20 protein-coding genes and 1 tRNA gene are annotated in these 20331 nt (G+C 71.7%); 11 read left to right on the forward strand and 10 right to left on the reverse strand.

What is annotated here, in order from left to right; translation table 11 throughout:
* Positions 1-11: 11 nt before the first annotated feature.
* The 4 genes from ACQUQD_RS13535 to ACQUQD_RS13550 form a co-directional block, all read right to left on the reverse strand.
* On the reverse strand, positions 12-1304 hold the full coding sequence (locus ACQUQD_RS13535; protein ID WP_428952307.1) for a homoserine dehydrogenase: 1293 nt from the start codon (positions 1302-1304) through the stop codon (positions 12-14).
* 117 nt (positions 1305-1421) lie between these two features.
* Complete coding sequence (lysA, locus tag ACQUQD_RS13540; protein WP_428952308.1) at positions 1422-2813, reverse strand: diaminopimelate decarboxylase; 1392 nt, start codon at positions 2811-2813, stop codon at positions 1422-1424.
* 26 nt (positions 2814-2839) lie between these two features.
* A complete protein-coding gene (gene nrtL, locus ACQUQD_RS13545) occupies positions 2840-3871 on the reverse strand; it encodes an ArgS-related anticodon-binding protein NrtL (RefSeq protein WP_428952309.1) in 1032 nt (343 codons plus the stop codon).
* 344 nt (positions 3872-4215) lie between these two features.
* Positions 4216-4818 (reverse strand): response regulator, encoded by a 603-nt coding sequence (locus ACQUQD_RS13550; protein ID WP_428952310.1) that lies wholly within the window; start codon positions 4816-4818, stop codon positions 4216-4218.
* A 395-nt stretch (positions 4819-5213) separates the two neighbouring features.
* Here ACQUQD_RS13550 and ACQUQD_RS13555 point away from each other — a divergent pair.
* Positions 5214-5285: transfer RNA gene (locus ACQUQD_RS13555), tRNA-Arg, on the forward strand.
* A gap of 222 nt (positions 5286-5507) precedes the next feature.
* On the opposite strand, the gene ACQUQD_RS13560 is transcribed toward ACQUQD_RS13555, so the two are convergent.
* The 4 genes from ACQUQD_RS13560 to ACQUQD_RS13575 all read right to left on the reverse strand — a co-directional run bounded on the left by ACQUQD_RS13560 (position 5508) and on the right by ACQUQD_RS13575 (position 8450).
* Entirely contained in the window at positions 5508-5735 is a 228-nt protein-coding gene (locus ACQUQD_RS13560) for a hypothetical protein (RefSeq protein ID WP_428952311.1), read from the reverse strand.
* Positions 5732-6811 (reverse strand): hypothetical protein, encoded by a 1080-nt coding sequence (locus ACQUQD_RS13565; protein WP_428952312.1) that lies wholly within the window; start codon positions 6809-6811, stop codon positions 5732-5734. Before ACQUQD_RS13565 ends, ACQUQD_RS13560 begins: the two co-directional genes overlap by 4 nt.
* A 316-nt stretch (positions 6812-7127) precedes the next feature.
* The gene (locus ACQUQD_RS13570; protein WP_428952313.1) at positions 7128-8051 is read right to left on the reverse strand and encodes a M56 family metallopeptidase; all 924 of its coding nucleotides are present in this window, start codon (positions 8049-8051) and stop codon (positions 7128-7130) included.
* 3 nt (positions 8052-8054) lie between these two features.
* Complete coding sequence (locus tag ACQUQD_RS13575; RefSeq protein ID WP_428952314.1) at positions 8055-8450, reverse strand: BlaI/MecI/CopY family transcriptional regulator; 396 nt, start codon at positions 8448-8450, stop codon at positions 8055-8057.
* 248 nt (positions 8451-8698) lie between these two features.
* Between ACQUQD_RS13575 and ACQUQD_RS13580 the strand changes: the two genes are divergently transcribed.
* Complete coding sequence (locus ACQUQD_RS13580; protein ID WP_428952315.1) at positions 8699-9850, forward strand: acyltransferase family protein; 1152 nt, start codon at positions 8699-8701, stop codon at positions 9848-9850.
* Between the two features lie 80 nt (positions 9851-9930).
* Here the strand turns inward: ACQUQD_RS13580 and ACQUQD_RS13585 are convergent, their stop codons facing one another.
* Positions 9931-10992 carry a Ku protein gene (locus ACQUQD_RS13585; RefSeq protein ID WP_428952316.1) on the reverse strand — a complete coding sequence of 354 codons (1062 nt, stop codon included), beginning with the start codon at positions 10990-10992 and terminating at the stop codon, positions 9931-9933.
* A 73-nt stretch (positions 10993-11065) separates the two neighbouring features.
* On the opposite strand from ACQUQD_RS13585, the gene ligD reads away from it, so the two are divergent.
* Positions 11066-11950 carry a non-homologous end-joining DNA ligase gene (ligD, locus tag ACQUQD_RS13590; protein WP_428952317.1) on the forward strand — a complete coding sequence of 295 codons (885 nt, stop codon included), beginning with the start codon at positions 11066-11068 and terminating at the stop codon, positions 11948-11950.
* Positions 11947-12837, forward strand: a complete 891-nt coding sequence (locus ACQUQD_RS13595; protein ID WP_428952318.1) for an ATP-dependent DNA ligase — start codon at positions 11947-11949, stop codon at positions 12835-12837. Before ligD ends, ACQUQD_RS13595 begins: the two co-directional genes overlap by 4 nt.
* Before the next feature lie 28 nt (positions 12838-12865).
* Here the strand turns inward: ACQUQD_RS13595 and ACQUQD_RS13600 are convergent, their stop codons facing one another.
* A complete protein-coding gene (locus tag ACQUQD_RS13600; protein WP_428952319.1) occupies positions 12866-13669 on the reverse strand; it encodes an NERD domain-containing protein in 804 nt (267 codons plus the stop codon).
* A gap of 261 nt (positions 13670-13930) precedes the next feature.
* Between ACQUQD_RS13600 and ACQUQD_RS13605 the strand changes: the two genes are divergently transcribed.
* The 7 genes from ACQUQD_RS13605 to ACQUQD_RS13635 all read left to right on the forward strand — a co-directional run bounded on the left by ACQUQD_RS13605 (position 13931) and on the right by ACQUQD_RS13635 (position 20328).
* Complete coding sequence (locus tag ACQUQD_RS13605) at positions 13931-14224, forward strand: hypothetical protein (RefSeq protein WP_428952320.1); 294 nt, start codon at positions 13931-13933, stop codon at positions 14222-14224.
* A gap of 33 nt (positions 14225-14257) precedes the next feature.
* Entirely contained in the window at positions 14258-14878 is a 621-nt protein-coding gene (locus tag ACQUQD_RS13610) for a class F sortase (protein ID WP_428952321.1), read from the forward strand.
* 28 nt (positions 14879-14906) lie between these two features.
* Complete coding sequence (locus ACQUQD_RS13615; RefSeq protein WP_428952322.1) at positions 14907-15656, forward strand: hypothetical protein; 750 nt, start codon at positions 14907-14909, stop codon at positions 15654-15656.
* The gene (locus ACQUQD_RS13620) at positions 15653-16924 is read left to right on the forward strand and encodes an ATP-binding protein (protein WP_428952323.1); all 1272 of its coding nucleotides are present in this window, start codon (positions 15653-15655) and stop codon (positions 16922-16924) included. Before ACQUQD_RS13615 ends, ACQUQD_RS13620 begins: the two co-directional genes overlap by 4 nt.
* A 137-nt stretch (positions 16925-17061) precedes the next feature.
* Positions 17062-17427 (forward strand): SH3 domain-containing protein, encoded by a 366-nt coding sequence (locus ACQUQD_RS13625; RefSeq protein WP_428952324.1) that lies wholly within the window; start codon positions 17062-17064, stop codon positions 17425-17427.
* A 40-nt stretch (positions 17428-17467) separates the two neighbouring features.
* Complete coding sequence (locus ACQUQD_RS13630) at positions 17468-18859, forward strand: FtsW/RodA/SpoVE family cell cycle protein (protein ID WP_428952325.1); 1392 nt, start codon at positions 17468-17470, stop codon at positions 18857-18859.
* Positions 18856-20328, forward strand: coding sequence for a penicillin-binding transpeptidase domain-containing protein (locus tag ACQUQD_RS13635; protein ID WP_428952326.1), 1473 nt, complete (start codon positions 18856-18858; stop codon positions 20326-20328). Before ACQUQD_RS13630 ends, ACQUQD_RS13635 begins: the two co-directional genes overlap by 4 nt.
* The last annotated feature ends 3 nt before the right edge of the window (positions 20329-20331 follow it).

Consider the following 20331-nt stretch of genomic DNA (forward strand, 5'->3'; position numbering starts at 1 on the left):
GGTCATCCCTGCTACTCCCCTTCAACACGCATGATGCTGGCGACACCGCGCACGGTGTCGAGCTGACGCAGCGCGTCCACGACCCCGGTGAGGGCCGCGTCCGCCGCGCGGTGGGTGACGACGACGAGGGAGGCCTCGCCGTCCTTGCCCGACTGCCGCACGGTGTCGATGGAGACGCCGTGCTCGGCGAAGACCGTCGCGACCTGGGCGAGGACGCCCGGCTTGTCGGCCACGTCGAGGCTGATGTGGTACCGCGTCACGACGTCGCCCATCGGGGAGACGGGCAGCTGCGTGTACGCGGAGTCGCCGGGTCCCGTAGCGCCGCCCAGGCGGTTGCGGCAGACGGCGACGAGGTCGCCGAGTACGGCGGACGCGGTCGGCGAACCGCCGGCACCGGGCCCGTAGAACATCAGCTGGCCCGCGGCGTCGGCCTCGACGAACACGGCGTTGTACGCGCCGCGCACGGAGGCCAGCGGGTGCTCCAGCGGGATCATCGCGGGGTGCACGCGGGCCGTGACGCTGCCGCCGTCGGCGGCCCGCTCGCAGATGGCGAGCAGCTTGATGGTGCAGCCCATCTCCTTCGCGGACGCGAAGTCGGCGGCGGTCACCTCGGTCATGCCCTCGCGGTACACGTCGTCGAGACGGACCCGGGTGTGGAAGGCGATCCCGGCGAGGATGGCGGCCTTGGCGGCGGCGTCGAAGCCTTCGACGTCGGCGGTCGGGTCGGCCTCGGCATACCCGAGCGCGGTGGCCTCGTCGAGGGCCTCCTGGTAGCCGGCGCCGGTCGAGTCCATCTTGTCGAGGATGAAGTTCGTGGTGCCGTTCACGATCCCGAGGACCCGGTTGACCTTGTCGCCGGCGAGGGACTCGCGCAGCGGGCGGATCAGCGGGATGGCACCGGCGACGGCGGCCTCGTAGTAGAGGTCCGCGTCGTGGTCGAGGGCGGCCGCGTGCAGGGCGGCGCCGTCCTGGGCGAGCAGCGCCTTGTTGGCCGAGACGACGGAGGCGCCGTGCTCGAGGGCGGTGGTGATGAGGGTGCGCGCCGGCTCGATCCCTCCGATGACTTCGACGACCACGTCGATGTCGCCTCGTTTGACGAGCGCGGTGGCGTCGGTGGTGACGAGGGCGGGGTCGATCCCCTCACGCACCTTGGAGGGGCGCCGCACGGCCACCCCGGCGAGCTCCACCGGGGCACCGATGCGGGCGGTGAGGTCGTCGGCGTGCGTCGTCATGATGCGCGCCACCTCTGAGCCGACTACCCCACAGCCCAGCAGCGCCACCTTCAGCGGACGCGTACGCATCATCCGACCTCGTCTCCTCTATTACTGCTGATACTTCGACGTATCTCTACGGTGGGACCAGTCTCACCCACCGGACCGGGCTTTCTGCCCCCGGTCCGGATGATGAGACAGATATTTCATTTATCCGACGTCGAGACGCAGGAGATCTTCCTCCGTCTCACGCCGGACGATCACCCGGGCCTCGCCGTCGCGCACGGCGACGACCGGCGGGCGAAGTGCGTGGTTGTAGTTGCTGGCCATGGAGCGGCAGTACGCGCCGGTGGCCGGGACCGCGATCAGGTCGCCCGGCGCGACGTCGGCCGGCAGGAAGGCGTCCTTCACCACGATGTCGCCGCTCTCACAGTGCTTGCCGACGACGCGGACCAGCATCGGCTCGGCGTCGGAGCGGCGCGAGACCAGGGCGACCGTGTACTCGGCGTCGTACAGGGCGGTCCTGATGTTGTCGGACATGCCGCCGTCGACGGAGACGTAGGTGCGCAGCCCGTCCAGCGGCTTCACGGTGCCGACGGTGTAGAGCGTGAAGGCGGTCGGGCCGACGATGGCGCGGCCCGGCTCGACGGAGATGCGCGGAGTCGCCAGGGAGGCGGCCTCGCACTCGCGGGTCACGATCTCGTTCAGCGCCTTGGCGATCTCGTGCGGCTCGCGGGGGTCGTCGTCGCTCGTGTACGCGATGCCGAGGCCGCCGCCGAGGTCGATCTCGGGCAGCTCGACACCGTGCTCGTCACGCACCTCGGCGAGCAGCCCGACCACACGCCGGGCGGCGACCTCGAAGCCGGCCATGTCGAAGATCTGCGACCCGATGTGCGAGTGGATCCCGATGAGCTCGAGCCCGTCGAGCTTGAGGGCACGGCGCACGGCTTCCGCCGCCTGTCCCCCGGCCAGCGCGATGCCGAACTTCTGGTCCTCGTGCGCGGTGGCGATGAACTCGTGGGTGTGGGCCTCGACGCCCACGGTCACCCGGATCTGCACGCGCTGGCGCTTGCCGAGCCGGTCGGCGATGTGGGCGACGCGGACGATCTCCTGGAAGGAGTCGAGGACGATGCGCCCGACGCCCGCCTCGACGGCCCGCTCGATCTCGTCCTCGGTCTTGTTGTTGCCGTGGAAGGCGATGCGCTCGGCGGGCATGCCGGCCAGCAGCGCGGTGGCGAGCTCGCCGCCGGAGCAGACGTCGAGGTTGAGCCCTTCCTCGTGCAGCCATCGCACGACGGCACGCGACAGGAAGGCCTTGCCGGCGTAGAAGACGTCCGCGTCCGGACCGAAGGCGTCGCGCCAGGCGGCGCAGCGGGCGCGGAAGTCGGTCTCGTCGAGGAAGTAGGCCGGGGTGCCGAACTCCTCGGCGAGCCGGGCCACTTCGATCCCGCCGACGCTGACGGCGCCCTCGGCGGTACGCGCCACGGTCTGCGCCCACACCTTCGGGTCGAGGGCGTTGAGGTCGGCGGGCGGGGCGGCGTAGTGCCCCTCGGACAGGACGTCTGCGTGGCGGGGGCCTGCGGGGTGTGCGGAACGGCTCATGGCTGCGTGGCGCTCTCTTCGTCTTCTTACAGGTATGCGGGGGCGTCGATGCCGAGCAGGGTCAGGCCACCGGCCAGCACCGTCCCGGCGGCTTCGGCGAGGGCGAGCCGGGCGCGATGGGCGGCCGAGGGTTTCTCCTCGCCCTTGGGCAGCGCGCCGGCGAAGATCCCCGGATCGGCGAGGAAGGCGTCCGCCACGCCGACGAGGTGCCGGGCGACCCGGTCCGGGGCGCGGTGGCGGGCCGCGGCGAGGAGGATCCGCGGGTGGTCGGCGAGGGCGGCCACGAGGTCGTCGTGCCCGGCCGCCGGGTCACCGGGGGCGCTCGTGTAGCCGAGGTCGGCGGCGCCGCGGCTGAGAGCGCGGGTGCGGGCATGGGCGTAGCGGACGCGGAAGAGCGGGTTCGACTCGCGCTGGGCGAGGTGGGCGGCGCGGTCCTCGGCCGTGTCGGTACGCGGCCGGTCGTGCGCGGCGGGGTGCAGCAGGGCCCATCGGGTGGCTTCGGCGCCGAGCCCCTGCGGGTCGGCGGGAACGGGCCGGAAGGTCACCTCGGCCGGATCGGCGACGCGCTCGACCTCGGCCTCGGCTCCCTGGCTGCGGCCGATGCGGGCGACGGCGTCGGCGACGATCTCCGCGCGGGTCTCGTACGGGATGCGCAGCTCGATGCGGTGGCCGCGGAGCGCCTCGCCGTGCCCGTAGGCGGGGCCGAGGCGCCGGATCTCGTCGACGAGCGCGTGTACGTCACGGAAGGCTCCGCCCCGGCTGAGGGTGAGGTTCAGGAACCCCGGTCCGGTGACGTCGACGGCGGCGATCCCCGGGCTGTCGGCGAGCCGCCGGGACAGGATCTCGGCCACCTGCCGCGGCGGCCGTCCGGCTCCCTTGGCGAGCTGCAGAGCGACGTTCGTGGCGTAGTCCCCGTGCCCACCGGCCCGCGGCCGCTCGACGACGATCCGCGCGCCGCCCCGCTCGACACTCTCCACGGTGCCCGCACCGAGCTCACCGTCGTCGACCGCGCGGCGCACGGCGCGCAGGACGGTGTGGGAGAGCTCTGCGGGGGTCACGGGGTAAGCGTAGGGGAGGAGGGGGGTGGGTAGGCGAGTCGGTTTGGTGGATGGTCCGGGATGCGGACGCGGTGGGGCCGGGTGAGGTCGCCCGCTGGAGTTGCCGGGTGAGGGTCGGCGGGTACCGGGTGAGGGTCGGCGGGGCTGGGGCTGGACGAAGTGCGGCTGGATTGGGCGGGCCGTCGGGGAGGCCTGGGTGCGGGGGCTGCCGGGCCTGGGGTAGCCGGTCCTGGGCTGGGACAGGTCCTCGGGTCGCCCGTCGAGCCGTCGAGCCGTCGACCCGTCGAGCCGTCGAGCCGTCGAGCCGTCGAGCCGTCGAGGGATGGTCAGGCGTTGAGGAACGGTCAGGCGTCCGCGGTGCGGCCCGCGTGCTCGGACTCGTCCGCGGTGTGCGCGGAGGAGCCACGCCGGGGGCCGTCGGCCGGGCTGCCGCCTCCGCCTTCTTCACTCTGCCCTCTCGGGGCGGATGACGCCCGACCCCGCTCGCTCAACTGCGTTACGAGGCGCACGAGTTCAGCGGGTTCAAAGGGCTTGGCCAGAAAGGCGTCGACGCCGGCATCCAGCCCGCTGTCCATCTCGTACTGGGTGCAGGCGCTGACGACGACGATGGGCAGATCGCGGGTCCGGGCGTCGGCACGCAGCCGCGCGGCGGTCCGCAGGCCGTCGAGACGCGGCATGACCACGTCGAGGGTGACGACATCGGGCTGCACCTGATGCACCACGTCCAGGCATTCGACACCATCGGCCGCGGTCACGACCTCGAAGCCCTCCAGCTCGAGATTGACCCTGATCAGCTGCCGGATGACCTTGTTGTCGTCCACAACGAGGACCCGGCCGGACGCGCCTGGCACAACTCGAGAGTAGGTCGGCGCACAGCACCGCGTCCGGGTTTTCCCCACTTCCACCCCGTACCGGGGAAGGGGCCTGGAGCCGCGCGGCCCGGGCATCCCCTGCCTGGCCTGCGGCCGGGCCCTTATCCGGCTCCGCGCCAAGTTCTCGCCAGGCCTTCGTCCGACTCCTCGTCGAGTTCTCGCCAGTCCCTCGTCCGGCTCCGCGCCAAGTTCTCGCCAGACCTTCGTCCGACTCCGCGCCCGGCTCGAGTCCGGCTCCTCGTACCGACCTCCGCCCGACCTCGTCGGGCCTGCGCCCGGCCCCCGACTGGCCTGGGCCGGCTCCTTCCTCGGGCCTTCGCTCAGCCCTTCGTTCGGCATCCGCCGAGCCGAAGGCCGGGCTCATCGCCAACTACTCCCCCAGCCCGTCAGTCGGCCCTGAAATACCTGTTCATGAGGACCCCGGGGGAGCTGGTAGGGTTCTACCCGTCGCCGCACACCACGCGGCGCACGCCCCCGTAGCTCAGGGGATAGAGCAACGGCCTCCGGAGCCGTGTGCGCAGGTTCGAATCCTGCCGGGGGCACCTTGGATTAGGTGCCTAGAGACCCCGTCACCAGCGGAGACGCTGACGACGGGGTCTTTTTGTATCGGTGAGCCTGTGCTGATGCACGTAGCTGAGGCGCAGACCCCACCTGACATCCACCTCACAGCCGTACCTGGACGACAGCCCCCGCTGCCAACAAGGCGCAGGGCCACAGCAGTGGCGACCGGTGAGCCTCCCCGGTCGCCGTCGATGTCGTTGGCCCTATCGCCCTGCGCCCTCCTGCGGCGGTTCCGCGGGTTCCGGATCTCGGAAATCGGATACTTGAAGCGCGGCCACGAGTTCTCGGCAGAGGCGGGACCGGTCCTCCGGTGAGCAGCCGTTCATCAGGTCTCGGATGTGCCGCACGATCACTACGTCACGGTAGAGCGTCAGAACCGGAAGCAGGGAGCGCAGGAGAATTCCGACGATCACGCCGGCGGCGAGCATCATCGGGAGTACCTTTCGCGGATGATTCCCCTGATGCGTTCCGCCGAGCCCTCCGTGATCGTGCAGTCCGGGAGTCGGCGGACGTAGGCACGTCCGGAACCGAAGCAGATCGTCGTAGGGTGCGTGAGATTCGGCTCGGGGGCCACCCTCAGGCCCGGCGGCGGATTTACCAGGCCGCTGCTGAAGAGCTTTGATTTCACGTGGTCAGGGTCTTCCCCGCAACACCACTCCACGACGATGTCTTCGTAGGCGTGGGTGTAGGTGTTGGCCCAACCATGGGATTTTCCCGCGAGATTGACGATCGCGGACCTCCGCAGGAGTCTGCTGAGAAGCCAGTTTCGCTCGATGGCCTCCTTCCTGTGCGTGAAGGGCTCCATGTTCCAGAATCTGAGTTCCTCTTCCTCCAGGGGGTCCATCCTTTTCGCGGACCTCCAGAGCTGCCGCACCTCCTGATCGTCCTCGCCGTCGGCACGCGCCTCGCCAGGCGCAACGTCACCGGGGAGTTCCGGCCTCCAGCTCTCGTCCTCGCTGACGAGACGTATGCGCGCACCGGTCCCCACCAGGCGCAGTTCCAGGCCGCCCTGAGGTGAAGGAGAGGGGCGCAGGCCCGGGACTCCCCTGATCCCTCCGTATCCCGCTTCATACCTGGGCAAGACCTCGGACACGACCACATCGGCCATGCCCGCATGGAGGTAGAGGACGGGGTACGACGGGAGAGGAACGAGCCGCGTCACCCCGAATACCGCACTGTCAAGCTGGCCGTCCCTGAGCGCATCGGCCAGCACGTGCACGACGAATGCTTCAAGGTGCCGCTGCTGAGCGCTCGACGCATCCGGAATCGGAAAGGCGTGGGAGATGAAGCCCTGCTCCGCCCACTTCAGGCACTCGGCTTCTCGCCATCCGGTCGCCTCCACGCAGAGTTCAGCAGCGCTCTCGGGCGATTCGTCGCGGTGCTCTGGGAACGGGCGCCGCAGAGAAATGAATCCTTGCTCGGCCCAGCGGCGAGAAGTCTTGTACGAGGACCCCGTTGCCTTCGAGTGGGCGGCAGCAGCTCGGCCATGATTGTCCTGTTTGGACATACGTCACCCGTCTCCTGCTGTTACCGGCCCCAGCGCTTCAGAGAGAGTTCTGTACATCCATTGCAGTGCTGCTACACGCCACGGGGACTACGGGAGAGTCCTTTGCCTCGACCAAGAAGACCGGTTCCTGGTTCCCGAGGACATGCCTCCGTGAAGACTGACAGGAGAGTAGCGAACACTCTTGGATGTGCACAAGGCGCCCTGAAGGAAAGGCATTTGGTCTCCCGGTTCGGCTTCCGGACCGATACTCCGTACCCCGGATGCCGAGGCAATGGCAGTACCGGAGTCCGCAATGCGTCTCGAAAGTCGCGTCGGGCTAGAGCGGCGTAGCCGCATGCAAGATCAAGATCAGCGTCAACGCCGAATTGGCCGAGGCGAAGGCCGAGATCGCCGTGCCCGCCAGTGCCGCCCAGGCCGCCGCGCCCACCGCCGTGAACAGTGGGGGCCAGGTGCGAGGGGCCGGTGGTGGGCCCAGGAGGGCGGCTACGCGGCGCGGGACCGGGCCCGGGGTGGCGAAGGCGGGGAGTGCGGGGAGCGGGCGGGGGGTGAGGAGGGCCGCCTTACCCACCGCGCGGGCCGTGAGGCGGCGGTCGCCGACCGTGCGGGCCGCTTCCTCGTCGGCCCAGCGCTCGACCGTGTACGTGACCGAGGTGCGCAGGGGGCGCAGGAACGGGTTGGCGCGGGCCGCGAGGCCGACGAGCAGGAGGTGGCGGTGGTGGCCGGCCGCCAGGTGGGCCCGCTCGTGCGCGAACAGGGCTCTGCGTTCAGCTGACTTGAGGCCCGCCAGCATTCCGGTCGACACGACGATGCGGCCGTCCGGGAGCGTATGGGCGTACGGCATGCGGTCGGGCAGGACCGCGATCCGGCGGCGGGGCGGGAGTCCGGCGAGGGCGCGCGCGGCCTGGCGGGCGGTTCTGCGCCGGTGCAGCAGGAACGCCGCGCAGGAGGTGAGGACCGCGCCGAGCGCGCCGACGGCGGCCTTGCCGACGACCTCGTCGTGCGGCACCGCCTCGCGCACCTCGGGATCGGCCCAGCCGTCCGGCAGCGGGTTGCCGGGCAGTTGCGCGGTGCCGACGACCGCGAGCAGGCCCAGACAGAGCGTGCTGCACAGGCCGAGGACGACGCCGACCGCGGTGAGCAGCAGGGTCGCCGCGCGCGGGTGGAGGTGCCGTTCGGCGAGCCGCGCGACCGGCCAGGCGGTCAGCGGCAGAACGAGAGGAAGGAACACGGCGACGCCCATGGCTCAGCGGTCCTCGGCGCCTTCCGTCTCGTCCTCGGCGAGCAGGTCGCGCAGCAGTTGCCCGTCGTGCGCGGACAGGCTCGACACGAAGCTGGCGAGGACGGCCGCCCGGTCGGTCTCGCCGTCCAGGACGCGGCGCATGCGGTGCGCGGCGAGGCCTGCCTCGTCGGACGCGGCGGTCCAGGTGAAGGAGCGGCCGACGCGCTCGCGGGTGACGGCGCCCTTCGCCTGGAGCCGGGTGAGGATCGTCATCACGGTGGTGTAGGCGAGGGTGCCGCCGAGACGTTCGCGCACCCATCCCGCCGTCACCGGGTCCGGCGCCTCGCACAGCGCCGCGAGCACCTGTCCCTCCAGCTCGCCCTGGCCGCGCCTGCGCCCGCTCTCGTCCTGATTCGCCACGTCGTCCCTCCTCGGCCTCCTCCTGTGCACCGCGCCTCATCGTAGTGACCACGACGTCGCGTCCGACTTCGTCGACAATGCCCGACTCGACCGTTCGTCGGGTTGTGACAGGCGCCACCCATGACCAGCACAGGTTTACGTGTGCCTCGATGGGTGACTACGGTGCGTGGGATGTCTCGCAGCCACATGAATCCCGCAAACCTGAGAAGACGTGAATTCTGGAGTCGGGGTTCCACGCGGGAGGGTTCATGAGCGAATCGGCACGGGTGACGGCTCAGCGGACGCCTCTGCCCCCACAGCGCGCCACCACAGCACCCGCTCCTGCGAGCACCTCCGCCCCAGGGGCGGGGAGCAGGCCCGCCGACGGGGCCAAGCCCGCCAAAAAGCGCGACGCGTTCTTCGACAACGCGAAGTACCTGGCGATCGTGCTGGTCGCGATGGGGCACTCCTGGGAGCCGCTGCGCGGTGACAGCCGGGCGGCGGCCGCGCTGTACATGACGGTCTACGCGTTCCACATGCCGGCGTTCATCGTGATCTCCGGCTACTTCTCACGCAGCTTCGATGCGAGTCCGGAGCGGCTGAAGCGGCTGATCACGGGTGTGGCCGTGCCGTACGTGGTGTTCGAGGTGGCGTACACCATGTTCAAGCGGACGGCCGGGGGCGATCCCGACTACCCGATCAGTCTGCTCGACCCGTGGTACCTGACCTGGTTCCTCATCGCGCTGTTCGTGTGGCGGCTGAGCACACCGCTGTGGAAGGTGATCCGCTGGCCGCTGCCGGTCGCGCTCGCGATCGCCGTGCTGGCGTCCGTCTCGCCCGACATCGGTGACGACCTGGACCTGCAGCGCGTCCTGCAGTTCCTCCCCTTCTTCGTCCTCGGCCTGTGCCTCAAGCCGGAGCACTTCCAGCTGGTGCGGCGCCGTGAGGCGCGGCTCCTGGCGGTGCCGGTGTTCGCGTCCGCGCTGCTGTTCGCGTACTGGGCGGCGCCGCGGATGAACGCCGCCTGGTTCTACCGGCGCGACAGCGCGCAGGAGCTGGCGGCCCCCGGCTGGAGCGGCGCCGTCATGACGCTGGCGATGTTCGGCTGCTCGGTGGTCCTGGCGGCCTGCTTCTTCGCGTGGGTGCCGGGCCGCAAGCTCTGGGTCACGGCGCTGGGCGCGGGCACGCTGTACGGCTACCTGCTGCACGGCTTCCTCGCCAAGGGCTCCCGCTTCTGGGACTGGTACGAGGCCGACTGGATGCACTCGCCGCTCGGTGAGATCGCGGTGACCCTGATCGCGGCGAGCATCATCACCGTGTTGTGCACACCACCGGTGCAGCGGATGTTCCGGTTCGTGATGGAGCCGAAGATGGAGTGGGCCTTCAAGCGGGATGCCGCCGCGCTGGCCCGACGGCGCTGACGCGCACAGTGAACGGGTGAACGGGTGAGGGGCTCGGCGGTGATGTCACCGCCGAGCCCCTCACCCGTTCACCCGCTGGGTCAGGCCGACGCCCTCTTGCGGGGCGTCGTCTTCTTGGCGGGGGTCTTCTTGGCGGAGGTCGACGTCGACTTCTTCCCCGAGGCCGCCTTCTTCTTCGCGGCGGCTCCGGACTTCGACGACGCGGCACTCGCCTTCGTGGAGGTCGACTTCTTCGCGCCGGACGCCCCGGACGCCGACGACGTCTTCTTCGCCGCGGTCTTCGTCGCCGTCTTCTTGCGGGTCCGCTCCTTGAGGTGAGTCACCTCCGCCACGTCCCCCGCGCCGTCGGAGGTGGTGTCGCCGCGTGCTTCCTTCGCGGCCCGCACGCTGCTCTCCAGCGCGGCCATCAGGTCGATCACCTTGCCGCCGCCGGACTTCGCCGCCGCGGGGGCCTCCTCCGGTGCCTCGCCGGACGTCTTGGCCGCGATCATCTCCTCCACCGCGGACCGGTAGTCGTCGTGCAGCGAGTCCATGTCGACCTCGCCGAGCGTGTCCATCAGGGCGTCGGCCAGGTCGAGTTCGGCGTCGCGCACCGTGACGTGGGTGTCGGGGGCGACGTCCTGCGGGGCGCGGATCTCGTCCGGCCACAGCAGCCCGTGCATCGCGATGACGTCGTCGACGACGCGCAGCATCCCGAGCCGCTCCCGGCCGCGCAGGGCGAACTTGGCGATGGCCACCTTCTGGCTGCGCTTGAGGGCCTCGCGCAGCAGGGTGTAGGGCTTGGCGGCGGGGACGCCGTTCGCCGAGAGGTAGTAGGCCGTGTCCATCTGGAGGGGGTCGATCCGGTCCGCCGGGACGAACGCGACGATCTCGATGGTCTTGGCCGTGGGGATGGGCAGCGCCGCGAGGTCGTCCTCGGTGATCGGGATGATCGACCCGTCGGCGTCCTCGTACCCCTTGCCGATCTCGGCGGAGGTGACCTCCTTGTCCTCCAGCTCGCACACCTTGCGGTAGCGGATGCGGCCGCCGTCCTCCAGGTGGATCTGGCGGAAGGAGATCGAGTGGTTCTCGGTGGCGTTGACCAGCTTGATCGGGATGCTGACCAGGCCGAAGGAGATGGCGCCGTTCCATATGGAGCGCACGATGGACCTCCCTGTTCGCCCCGTTTAGCTCGTGAATGCTCCGCATTGATGCGGATTGCCAGAGTATTACGGTATGACGCCCATCACAGAAGTGGAGGGGCGGCGGCTCGCGCTCAGCAATCTGGAGAAGGTGCTCTACCCGGCCACCGGCTTCACCAAGGGCGAGCTGCTGCACTACTACGCGACGACGGCCGGCTCCCTGCTCGCGCACCTCTACAACCGCCCGGTCTCCTTCCTGCGCTTCCCGGACGGGCCCGACGGCCAGCGCTTCTTCGCCAAGAACGTGCCGCCGGGGACACCCGCGTGGGTGAAGACGGCGGAGGTGCCGCGCTCCGAGGGCGTCTCGCGGCAGATCGTGGTGCAGGACTTCGCGACGCTGATGTGGGCGTCGAACCTGGTCACGGAGTTCCACACCCCGCAGTGGCAGGCGGACGCGCCGGGCCGGGCCGACCGCCTCGTCCTCGACCTGGATCCCGGGGCCCCGGCCGACGTCGTCCAGTGCTGCGAGGTGGCGCTGTGGCTGCGGGAGCGGCTCGCGGCGGACGGGCTCCACACGTACGCGAAGACGTCCGGGTCGAAGGGGCTGCATCTGCTGGTCCCGCTCGTTCCGACACCGTCCGAGCAGGTCAGCGCCTATGCGAAGGCGCTCGCGCAGGAGGCCGAGGCGGACCTGCCGCATCTGGTGGTGCACCGCATGACGCGCAGCCTGCGCCCCGGCAAGGTGTTCGTCGACCACAGCCAGAACTCCGCCGCGAAGACCACGGCCGCCCCGTACACGCTGCGGGCCCGCCCCGAGCCGACCGTGTCCACGCCGGTGACGTGGGAGGAGGTCGAGGCCTGTGAGAACGCCCCTGACCTGGTGTTCCTGGCGGACGACATCGCGCCCCGGCTGCGGCGGTACGGGGATCTGCTCGGCCCGCTGATCAATCTGAACCGGGCCGGGCGGCTGCCGTCGTGAGGCCGCCGCTGGACGTGGCGCTCGCCGAGTCGGTGGAGGCGCTGCCGCCGGGCGACGGCTGGGCCTTCGAGCCGAAGTTCGACGGGCACCGGATGGTCGTGTTCCGCGGGGCCGACGACGTCCTGCTCCAGGCCCGTTCGGGGCGGCTCGTGGCGCGGGCGTTCCCCGATCTCGCCGCGGCGGCGCGGGCGCTGCCCGCCGGGACCGTCCTCGACGGCGAGGTCGTCGTCTGGCACGCCGGGCGCACCGACTTCGCGGCGGTGCAGCGCCGGGCGGCCGCGGCGTCCACGGCCCGGGCCCGCGTCCTGGCACGCGAGCTGCCCGCCTCGTACGCGGCCTTCGACCTGCTGGCAGAGCGCGGCACGGACCTGCGCGCCCTGCCGTACGCCGAGCGCCGGGCCCGCCTGGTCGCCCTGCTGGAACCGCTCGGCCCGCCGCTGCAGCCGGTCCCGTCGACGACCGACCGGGAGACGGCTCTGACCTGGTACGAGGCCCTGACCGCGACCGGCATCGAGGGTCTGGTGGCCAAACGTCTGGACGGCCCCTACCGCGGCGGCCGCCGCAGCTGGCTGAAGCTGCGGCACAGCGACACCCGGGACGCCCTGGTCGTGGGCTTCACGGGCCCGGCGACCGGACCGCGCGCCCTGGTGGTCACGCTGCCCGGCGACGGCACTCCCCTGCTGACGACACCGCTGCCGGCGGCGCTGCGCGCGGACGCGGCGGACCTGCTGCCGCCCGCGACGGGGCGGGAGGCGCGGATCACGGCGGTCGGCGTGGGCGAGGTCACGTATCGACTGCTGCCGCCGGAGCCCCCGTTGACGCTGGAGGTGCGGCAGCGGACGACCCGGCACGGCGCCTTCTCGGCGGAGCCCGTCAGGTTCCGCTGAGTCCTCGGCAGGGCTGCCGCGGGGCCGTTCAGAGGTTGACCCAGGCGGTGCGGTCCCTGGCCATCGCGAACAGTGCCTCCACGTCCGCCGGTTTGAGGGCGCCGCCGGTCCGGGCGAACGACTCCAGGTCGTCGTCGGTGAGGACCTGTACGTCCCGCGGGGCCGGCCGGATCTCCACCGGGCCCGCGCCGACCAGGACCAGCGCGCCGCGCACCTCGGCGGTGAGCGCGAACGAGGCGCGGGAGGCCTCGCCGCGCAGCCGGCGCAGCAGCGGGTCCGGTTCGCCCCGGCCCAGCGTGACCATCGGGTCGCTCACCCGCACCCGCTGTTTGCGGGCCGGGAGCACGTGCAGCGCGAACAGCCCGCCGGGACCGATCAGCAGGTGGTGCAGGCAGGATCCGCCGGGCAGCGGCACCGAGTGCAGGGTCCGCCAGCCCACCCCTTCCAGCCCGTCGAGCGCCTCGCCGACCAGCTGCTGCGCGGCGAGCGCCCGGCGGCGCGGGTCGGTGCGCAGCCTGCGCTGCGGGGCCGGGTCCCGGTCGAGGGCGATGACGAGGGCCTCGCCGGGACGGTTCGGCGCGAGGTCGTCGTCCGGGTGGAGGCTCAGCCGGGCGAGCTCGGCGGGCGTGGGCACCGGCGGCGGCCCGACCGTGACGTGCCCGGCGACGAAGGGGCGGAGCACGTCGAGCACGGCTTCTCCGTGCGACTCGGCGAGGAGGTTCACCCGGCCCGTGTCCCGGTCGTACCAGGCGAGGGTCCGGCCGTCCTCCCCGTATACGTAGAGCCGCTCCTGACCATGCCGCCAGGTCGGTATGACGCGCAGTCCGCTCATGCCCCATCACCCCACGACCATGGGAGCAGCAAGCACCACGACAGGGCAAGAAGGCCGCAAGCCCGACAGGACGTCCGTAACCGCCAGGACCGGCGGTATTAACCGCATCGGGCGCAGAGCGAGGGCCCCCTGTTACACAGCCGCCGAATTGCCGTGATGGCCGACTTTTACGGTGAGGAAGTCAAACCGGACACTCCGGAGCACTCCCGGTCCGGGCACCTCGGTACACCTCGGTGCACCTCATCAGCGATCGGAGCCCTCATGCGCCCCGCCCTCCTCCGCAGCGCCGTCGTGACCGCCGCTCTCGGCGGCGCCGTGCTGGTCCCCACCGCCGCGTTCGCAAACGCCCAGGCCCACGCCCCGGCGGCCGCGACGGTCCAGGCCCGGACCCGGTACGCCCCGCAGGAGCAGCAGGGCGAGGAGCGGCCGGCGGCCCAGGCCCCGGACGACGCGACGGCCAATCCGTACTTCCTGGTGGCGGGCGGCGCGATGGCCGCCGCCGGGGCCGCGGGCCTCGTGTACTCGACGATGCGCCGCGGCCGCGCCGACGCCTGAGCCCGCCCCCTCCGTCCCCCCACAGGAGCACCCGTGAAGATCTCCGCGCGCGTCGTGACGACCGCCGTCCTGACGGCCTCCCTGGCCGCCGGTGTCACCGCCTGCGGCCAGGGGTCGAGCGGCGGCGGCCCGGCGCCCGACGTGTCGGTGCGCGACACCACCGCCCCCGTCACCCCGCGGGCCGGGGCCGCCCCGGCGCTGGACCGCTCGACGCCGACCGGCCTGCGCATCCCGGCCGCCGGGGTCGACGCCACCGGCATGCTGCGCCTCGGGCTCGACGCGGACGGCGCGCTCCAGGTCCCGCCGGCCGACAAGGGCGCGGAGCCGGGCTGGTGGACGGGGAGCCCGACGCCCGGCGAGAAGGGGGCCGCGGTGCTGGTCGCGCACTACGACACGGCGAACGGTCCTGCACTGATGCGGAACATCGCGAAGGTGCGGGCCGGGGACCGCGTCGAGGTGCCGCGGGCGGACGGGCGGACCGCGACGTTCGAGGTGCGGCAGATCCAGCAGGTCAATAAAAAGGACTTCCCGACCAATAAGGTGTATGCAGCGACCGGCCGGCCCACGCTGCGCCTCATCACCTGCGGCGGCCCCCTCGTGGACGGTCACCGCAGCGACAACATCATTCTCTACGCCGATCTCGTCCAGCGCTGAGGCGAGCGGCCCGGCAGGCAGGAGTGCAGTGACGCCCAGGCGCCTCGGTATCGCGGCTCTCGCGGTGCCCGCCGCCCTGTTCCTCGCGGGCTGCGGGGACACCGGGGGTCTGGAGGGCGCGGGCCCGACCCCGACGGCGGTGGGGCCCCGGCACCTGTGGCCGACGCTGCCGCCGGCGACGCAGCCCGCCGACGACTACAGCGCGGGCGACACGCATGTGATCAAGGGCGTGGACGTGCCCGGCGGCGATCTGCGCAAGGTGAATCCGGTGACCGTCGTGCGCGCGCGCATGACGGCGGCCCCGGACGACTACAAGGACGTCGTCGGGGAGCTCGACGCCTGCGAAGACAACGGGGACAACGGCGGCAAGGGCGGCAAGGGCGGCGCGGGCTCGAAGTGCCCGGTCCTCAAGGCGTACTACCCGGATCTGACCGGCGACGGGAAGGCCGACCTGCTGATCGCCGTCCGCGGTTCGAAGGGGACGCTGTACACGCAGGCGTACATGTACGCGGACGGCAGGCTGACCCAGATCATGGACGACAGCGACGCGGTCATCAACGTGCAGCTGGCCGACCGCAACGTGGTGGTGCGCGCGGTCGCCGACCTGCCCGGGTACGAGTACCGCACCTCCTGGTCGTACGACCCGCATCAGAAGGCGATGCTGCCGACGCGCGACGAGATCATCCGCACCGGCCCGCCCGGGACCCCGACCCCGGACGAACCGTCCGGCACGCCGTCCGACGCCGCGTCGCCCGAGCCGTCGCCGGGCCGCTCATGAGACGCCACCGGCTGCGGCTGCCCGCCTGGACCGCGTCGCTGACGTGGAAGGCGGCCGCGTTCCTCGCCGTGATCTGCTGTGCGCTGGCGGCGCTGCTCGGCATCCTCGTGCACGTCTCGGTCACCGACCAGACCGTGAGCCAGGCCCGGGAGCGGGCGCTCACCCTGCTGGCGGAGTCGACCACCCGCTATCAGGCGGGGAGCAGGCTGCCGCCGGGCGCGGGCCTGGATCCGCCGGGGCTCCCCGCGGAACTGCGCGAGCTGGCCGTGCGGGGGCAGCGCGGCACCATGGTCGGCGGGCACGGCTCGAACCCGACGATGTGGGCGGCGGGCCCCGCGGCGGGTGACCGGGCGCTGGCCGTGCAGATCGACTACTCGCAGGGCGCCCGCACCATCGACGGGCTCGACCAGGCGATCCTCGGCTCGTCGGTGCTGGCCATCGGGGCGACGCTGCTGGTGGGCGCGTTCGCGGTGACCCGAGTGACGCGGCGGCTGCACACGACGGCCCGGGTGGCCCGCAAGATCAGCGCCGGCGATCTGGACGCCCGGGTCAACGACCCGCGGACCAAGGATCCGGACCGGCACCAGGACGAGGTGGCCGATGTGGCCGGCGCTCTCGACAGCATGGCCTCGTCCCTGCAGGCGCGGATCCTGACCGAGCAGCGGTTCACCGCGGACGTCGCCCATGAGCTGCGTACGCCGCTGACCGGACTGCACGCGGCGGCCGAGCTGCTGCCGCCGGGTCGCCCGACCGAGCTGGTGCGGGACCGGGTGGCGGCGCTGCGCACGCTGACGGAGGACCTGCTGGAGATCTCCCGGCTCGACGCGCGCAGCGAGCGCGTGGACCTGGACGCCGCCTGGCTGGGTCCGGTGGCCGAGCGGGTGGTGCGCGCGTCCGGCACCGGGACCGAGGTGGTCGTCGCCCGGGACGTGTGCGTCGTGACGGACCGGCGCCGGCTGGAGCGGGTGCTCGGCAATCTCGTGGCGAACGCGCACCGGCACGGCGGTCCGCCCGTCGTGCTGACGGTGGACGGCCCGGTGATCACGGTGCGGGACCACGGCGAGGGCTACCCGGACTATCTGGTGGAGCACGGGCCGCAGCGGTTCCGCACGGAGGGCGGCGCGAAGGGCCACGGCCTGGGCCTGACGATCGCGCTCGGGCAGGCCGAGATCCTGGGCGCGCGGCTGCGGTTCGCGAACGCGCCGGACGGCGGCGCCCTCGCGACGCTGACGCTCCCGTACGAGGAGCCGGCGGTCTGGCCCGGTTAGGGCCTGCCCCGGAACGCCGCGCGGCTCCGGTCACCCTGGCGGCGCCCGCCGCCGTGCGCATCCCTCCCGTGCCGCATTAGGTGAGAGCACAGGACCCTCCCCGGGTCCGCCTCGATCCCTGTTCCCAGGAGGCTTTCGTGAGCGCACGGACCGTCACCCACCGTCTCGGCATAGCCGTCGCCGCCGCGGCCGCGCTGGCCTGTGTCACCGCCACCGCGTCCCCCGCCCTCGCCGACGACAGCGCGAGCGGCGCCAACAACCACCCGCCGGTCTACTGGGGACGCGTCGTCGCCAAGTCCGGACTGGTCCTGCGGGACTCCCCCACCCGCGGCAGCCGTGTGGTCCGCACCGAGCCGTACTGGGCGAAGGTCCCGATCTTCTGCAAGACGGGCGGCGAGAGCGTGGGCGGCAACCACCTGTGGTACCTGCTCACCGACGGCACCTGGGCCTGGGGCTCGGCGAAGTACATCAACAACATCGGCGCCGCGCCCCGCTGGTGCTGACATAACCGGATATCGCGGACAGCCTTGCTACGTTCCCGCCATGACCGGTTCAACGGGCTCGGCAGGAACGAAAGCACCGTCCTCGGTACCCGCCGTCCGCGTCCCCCGGCGCCGGGGCACCGAACTCGCCCTGCTCGTCCTGGCCGTGCTGCTCAGCGTCTACGGCTACTGCGACGTCGGGCTCGCGAAGAACGGCACCGTCCCGCCCGGCGCCGCCGGTTACGGCGCCGGGCTCGGCGTGCTCGCGCTCCTCGCGCACCTCGCCGTCCGGCTGCGCGCCCCGTACGCGGACCCGCTGCTGCTGCCCATCGCGGTGCTCCTCAACGGCCTCGGCCTGGTGCTGATCTACCGCCTCGACCTGGAGACCCCCAGCGACGAGGCGGCCCCCACCCAGCTGATCTGGTCGACGCTCGGCGTGGGTCTGTTCATCGCGTTCGTGGTGTTCCTGCGCGACCACCGGGTGCTCCAGCGGTACGCGTACCTCTCCGTCGTCGCGGCGCTGATCCTGATGATCCTGCCGATCTTCTTCCCGGCCGTGAACGGCGCCCGGATCTGGATCCGGATCGGCGGCTTCTCCATCCAGCCCGGCGAGTTCGCCAAGATCCTGCTCGCGATCTTCTTCGCCAGCTATCTCGCGGCCAACCGCAACGCCCTCAGATACACCGGCAGGAAGATCTGGAAGCTGCAACTGCCGACGATGCGGGTGTTCGCGCCGATCCTCGCGATCTGGCTGATCAGCGTCGGTGTGCTGGTCCTGGAGACCGACCTCGGCACCTCGCTGCTCTTCTTCGGCCTGTTCATCGTGATGCTGTACGTGGCGACGGGGCGCGGCAGCTGGATCGCGATCGGGCTGCTGCTCGCCGCCGCCGGTGCCTTCGTCGTGGCGTCCTTCGAGCCGCATGTGCACAGCCGCGTCGAGGACTGGCTGCACCCCTTCGCCTCCATCGACGCGGGCAACGGGCCCGGCCAGCTCGCCCAGTCGCTCTTCGCGTTCGCGGCGGGCGGCATGCTCGGCGCCGGGCTGGGCCTCGGTCACTCGATCCTGATCGGCTTCGCCGCCAAGTCCGACTTCATCCTGGCGACGGCCGGCGAGGAGCTGGGCCTGGCCGGCCTCACCGCGATCTTCCTGCTGTACGCCCTGCTGGTGGAGCGCGGCTACCGGGCCGGGCTCGCGCTGCGCGACCCGTTCGGCAGGCTGCTGTCCATCGGCCTGGCCTCGATCGTCGCGCTGCAGGTCTTCGTCATCGCGGGCGGTGTGATGGGGCTGATCCCGCTGACCGGTATGGCGATGCCGTTCCTCGCGCAGGGCGGCTCGTCGCTCGTCACCAACTGGGTCATCGTGGCGATCCTCGTCCGGGTCAGCGACCGGGCCCGCGGCTCGCTGCCGCCCGAGAGCCCCGCGAACACCGGCACGGTGGAGGCCGCCGCATGACCAAGTACATCCGCCGCGCCTCGGTCTTCTGTCTGGTCCTGCTGGTCGCGCTGCTCGTCAACGCGGCCCGCGTCCAGGTCTTCCAGGCCGAGTCCCTCGACGACAACGCGGCCAACCGCCGCTCCACCATCCAGCGCTACGACCAGCCGCGCGGCGACATCCTCGTGGGCGGCAAGCCCGTCACCGGCTCCCGGGACTCGGGCCAGTCCCTGCGCTACGAGCGCACGTACAAGAACGGCCCGCTCTACTCCCCCGTCACCGGGTACGCCTCGCAGACGTACGGCACGACGTTCGTCGAGAACGCCGAGGACGACATCCTGTCCGGGACCGATCCGATGCTCTCCCCGATCCCGTTCTGGAACGACATCTCCCGCACCCAGGACCCCGGCGGCAACGCGGTGACCACCATCAACGCCGCCGCGCAGCAGGCCGCGTACGCCGGGCTCGGCGGCAAGAAGGGCGCGGTCGCGGCCGTCGACCCGGCGACGGGGAAGATCCTGGCGCTCGTCTCCACGCCGTCGTACGACCCGGGGGACATCGCGGGCACCGGCTCGGCCACGACGGGCGCGTGGGCGCGGCTGATCGCGGATCCCGACCAGCCGATGCTCAACCGGGCGATCCGGCAGACGTATCCGCCCGGTTCGACGTTCAAGGTGGTCACGGCCGCGGCCGTGCTGGAGAACAACGTCGTCAACGGTGTCAGCACGCCGACCGACACCCCGTCCCCGTACACGCTGCCGGGCACCACCACCCAGCTGGCCAACGAGTCCGCGTCCGCCGCCTGCGAGGACGCGACCCTGGAGTACGCGCTCCAGGTCTCCTGCAACACGGTGTTCGCGCATCTCGGGGTCGAGGTCGGTCTCTCCGACATGGTGAAGATGTCGGAGAACTTCGGCTTCAACGACAGCGGGCTCAGGATCCCGATGACCGCCGCCAGGTCCAACTTCGACACGGACATGAACAAGTCGCAGCTGGCGCTCTCCTCCATCGGCCAGTACGACACCGCGGCCACGCCGCTGCAGATGGCGATGGTCTCGGCGGCCGTGGCCAACGGCGGCACGCTGATGTCCCCGCACCTGGTCGACCGGACGACGACCAGCGACGGCGACACCGTCGCCACCACCGGCAGCAAGACCTACAAGCAGGCGATGTCCCCCTACACGGCGACCCAGTTGCAGCAGATGATGGTCGACGTGGTGACGAAGGGGACCGGCACGAACGCGCAGATCCCCGGGGCGACGGTGGGCGGCAAGACCGGCACCGCGCAGAACGGCGTGAACAACGAGGGCGTGCCGTACGCCTGGTTCATCTCCTACGCCCAGGCCGACGACGCCTCCCAGCCGCAGGTGGCGGTCGCCGTGGTGGTGGAGGACGCGGCGGCGGACCGGGCGGACGTCAGCGGCGGCGGCAGCGCGGCGCCGATCGCCAGGGCGGTGATGGAGGCGGTGCTCAACTCCGCCGACCAGTAGGGT

Source organism: Streptomyces sp. cg35 (genome assembly GCF_050410835.1).
Lineage (GTDB): Bacteria > Actinomycetota > Actinomycetes > Streptomycetales > Streptomycetaceae > Streptomyces.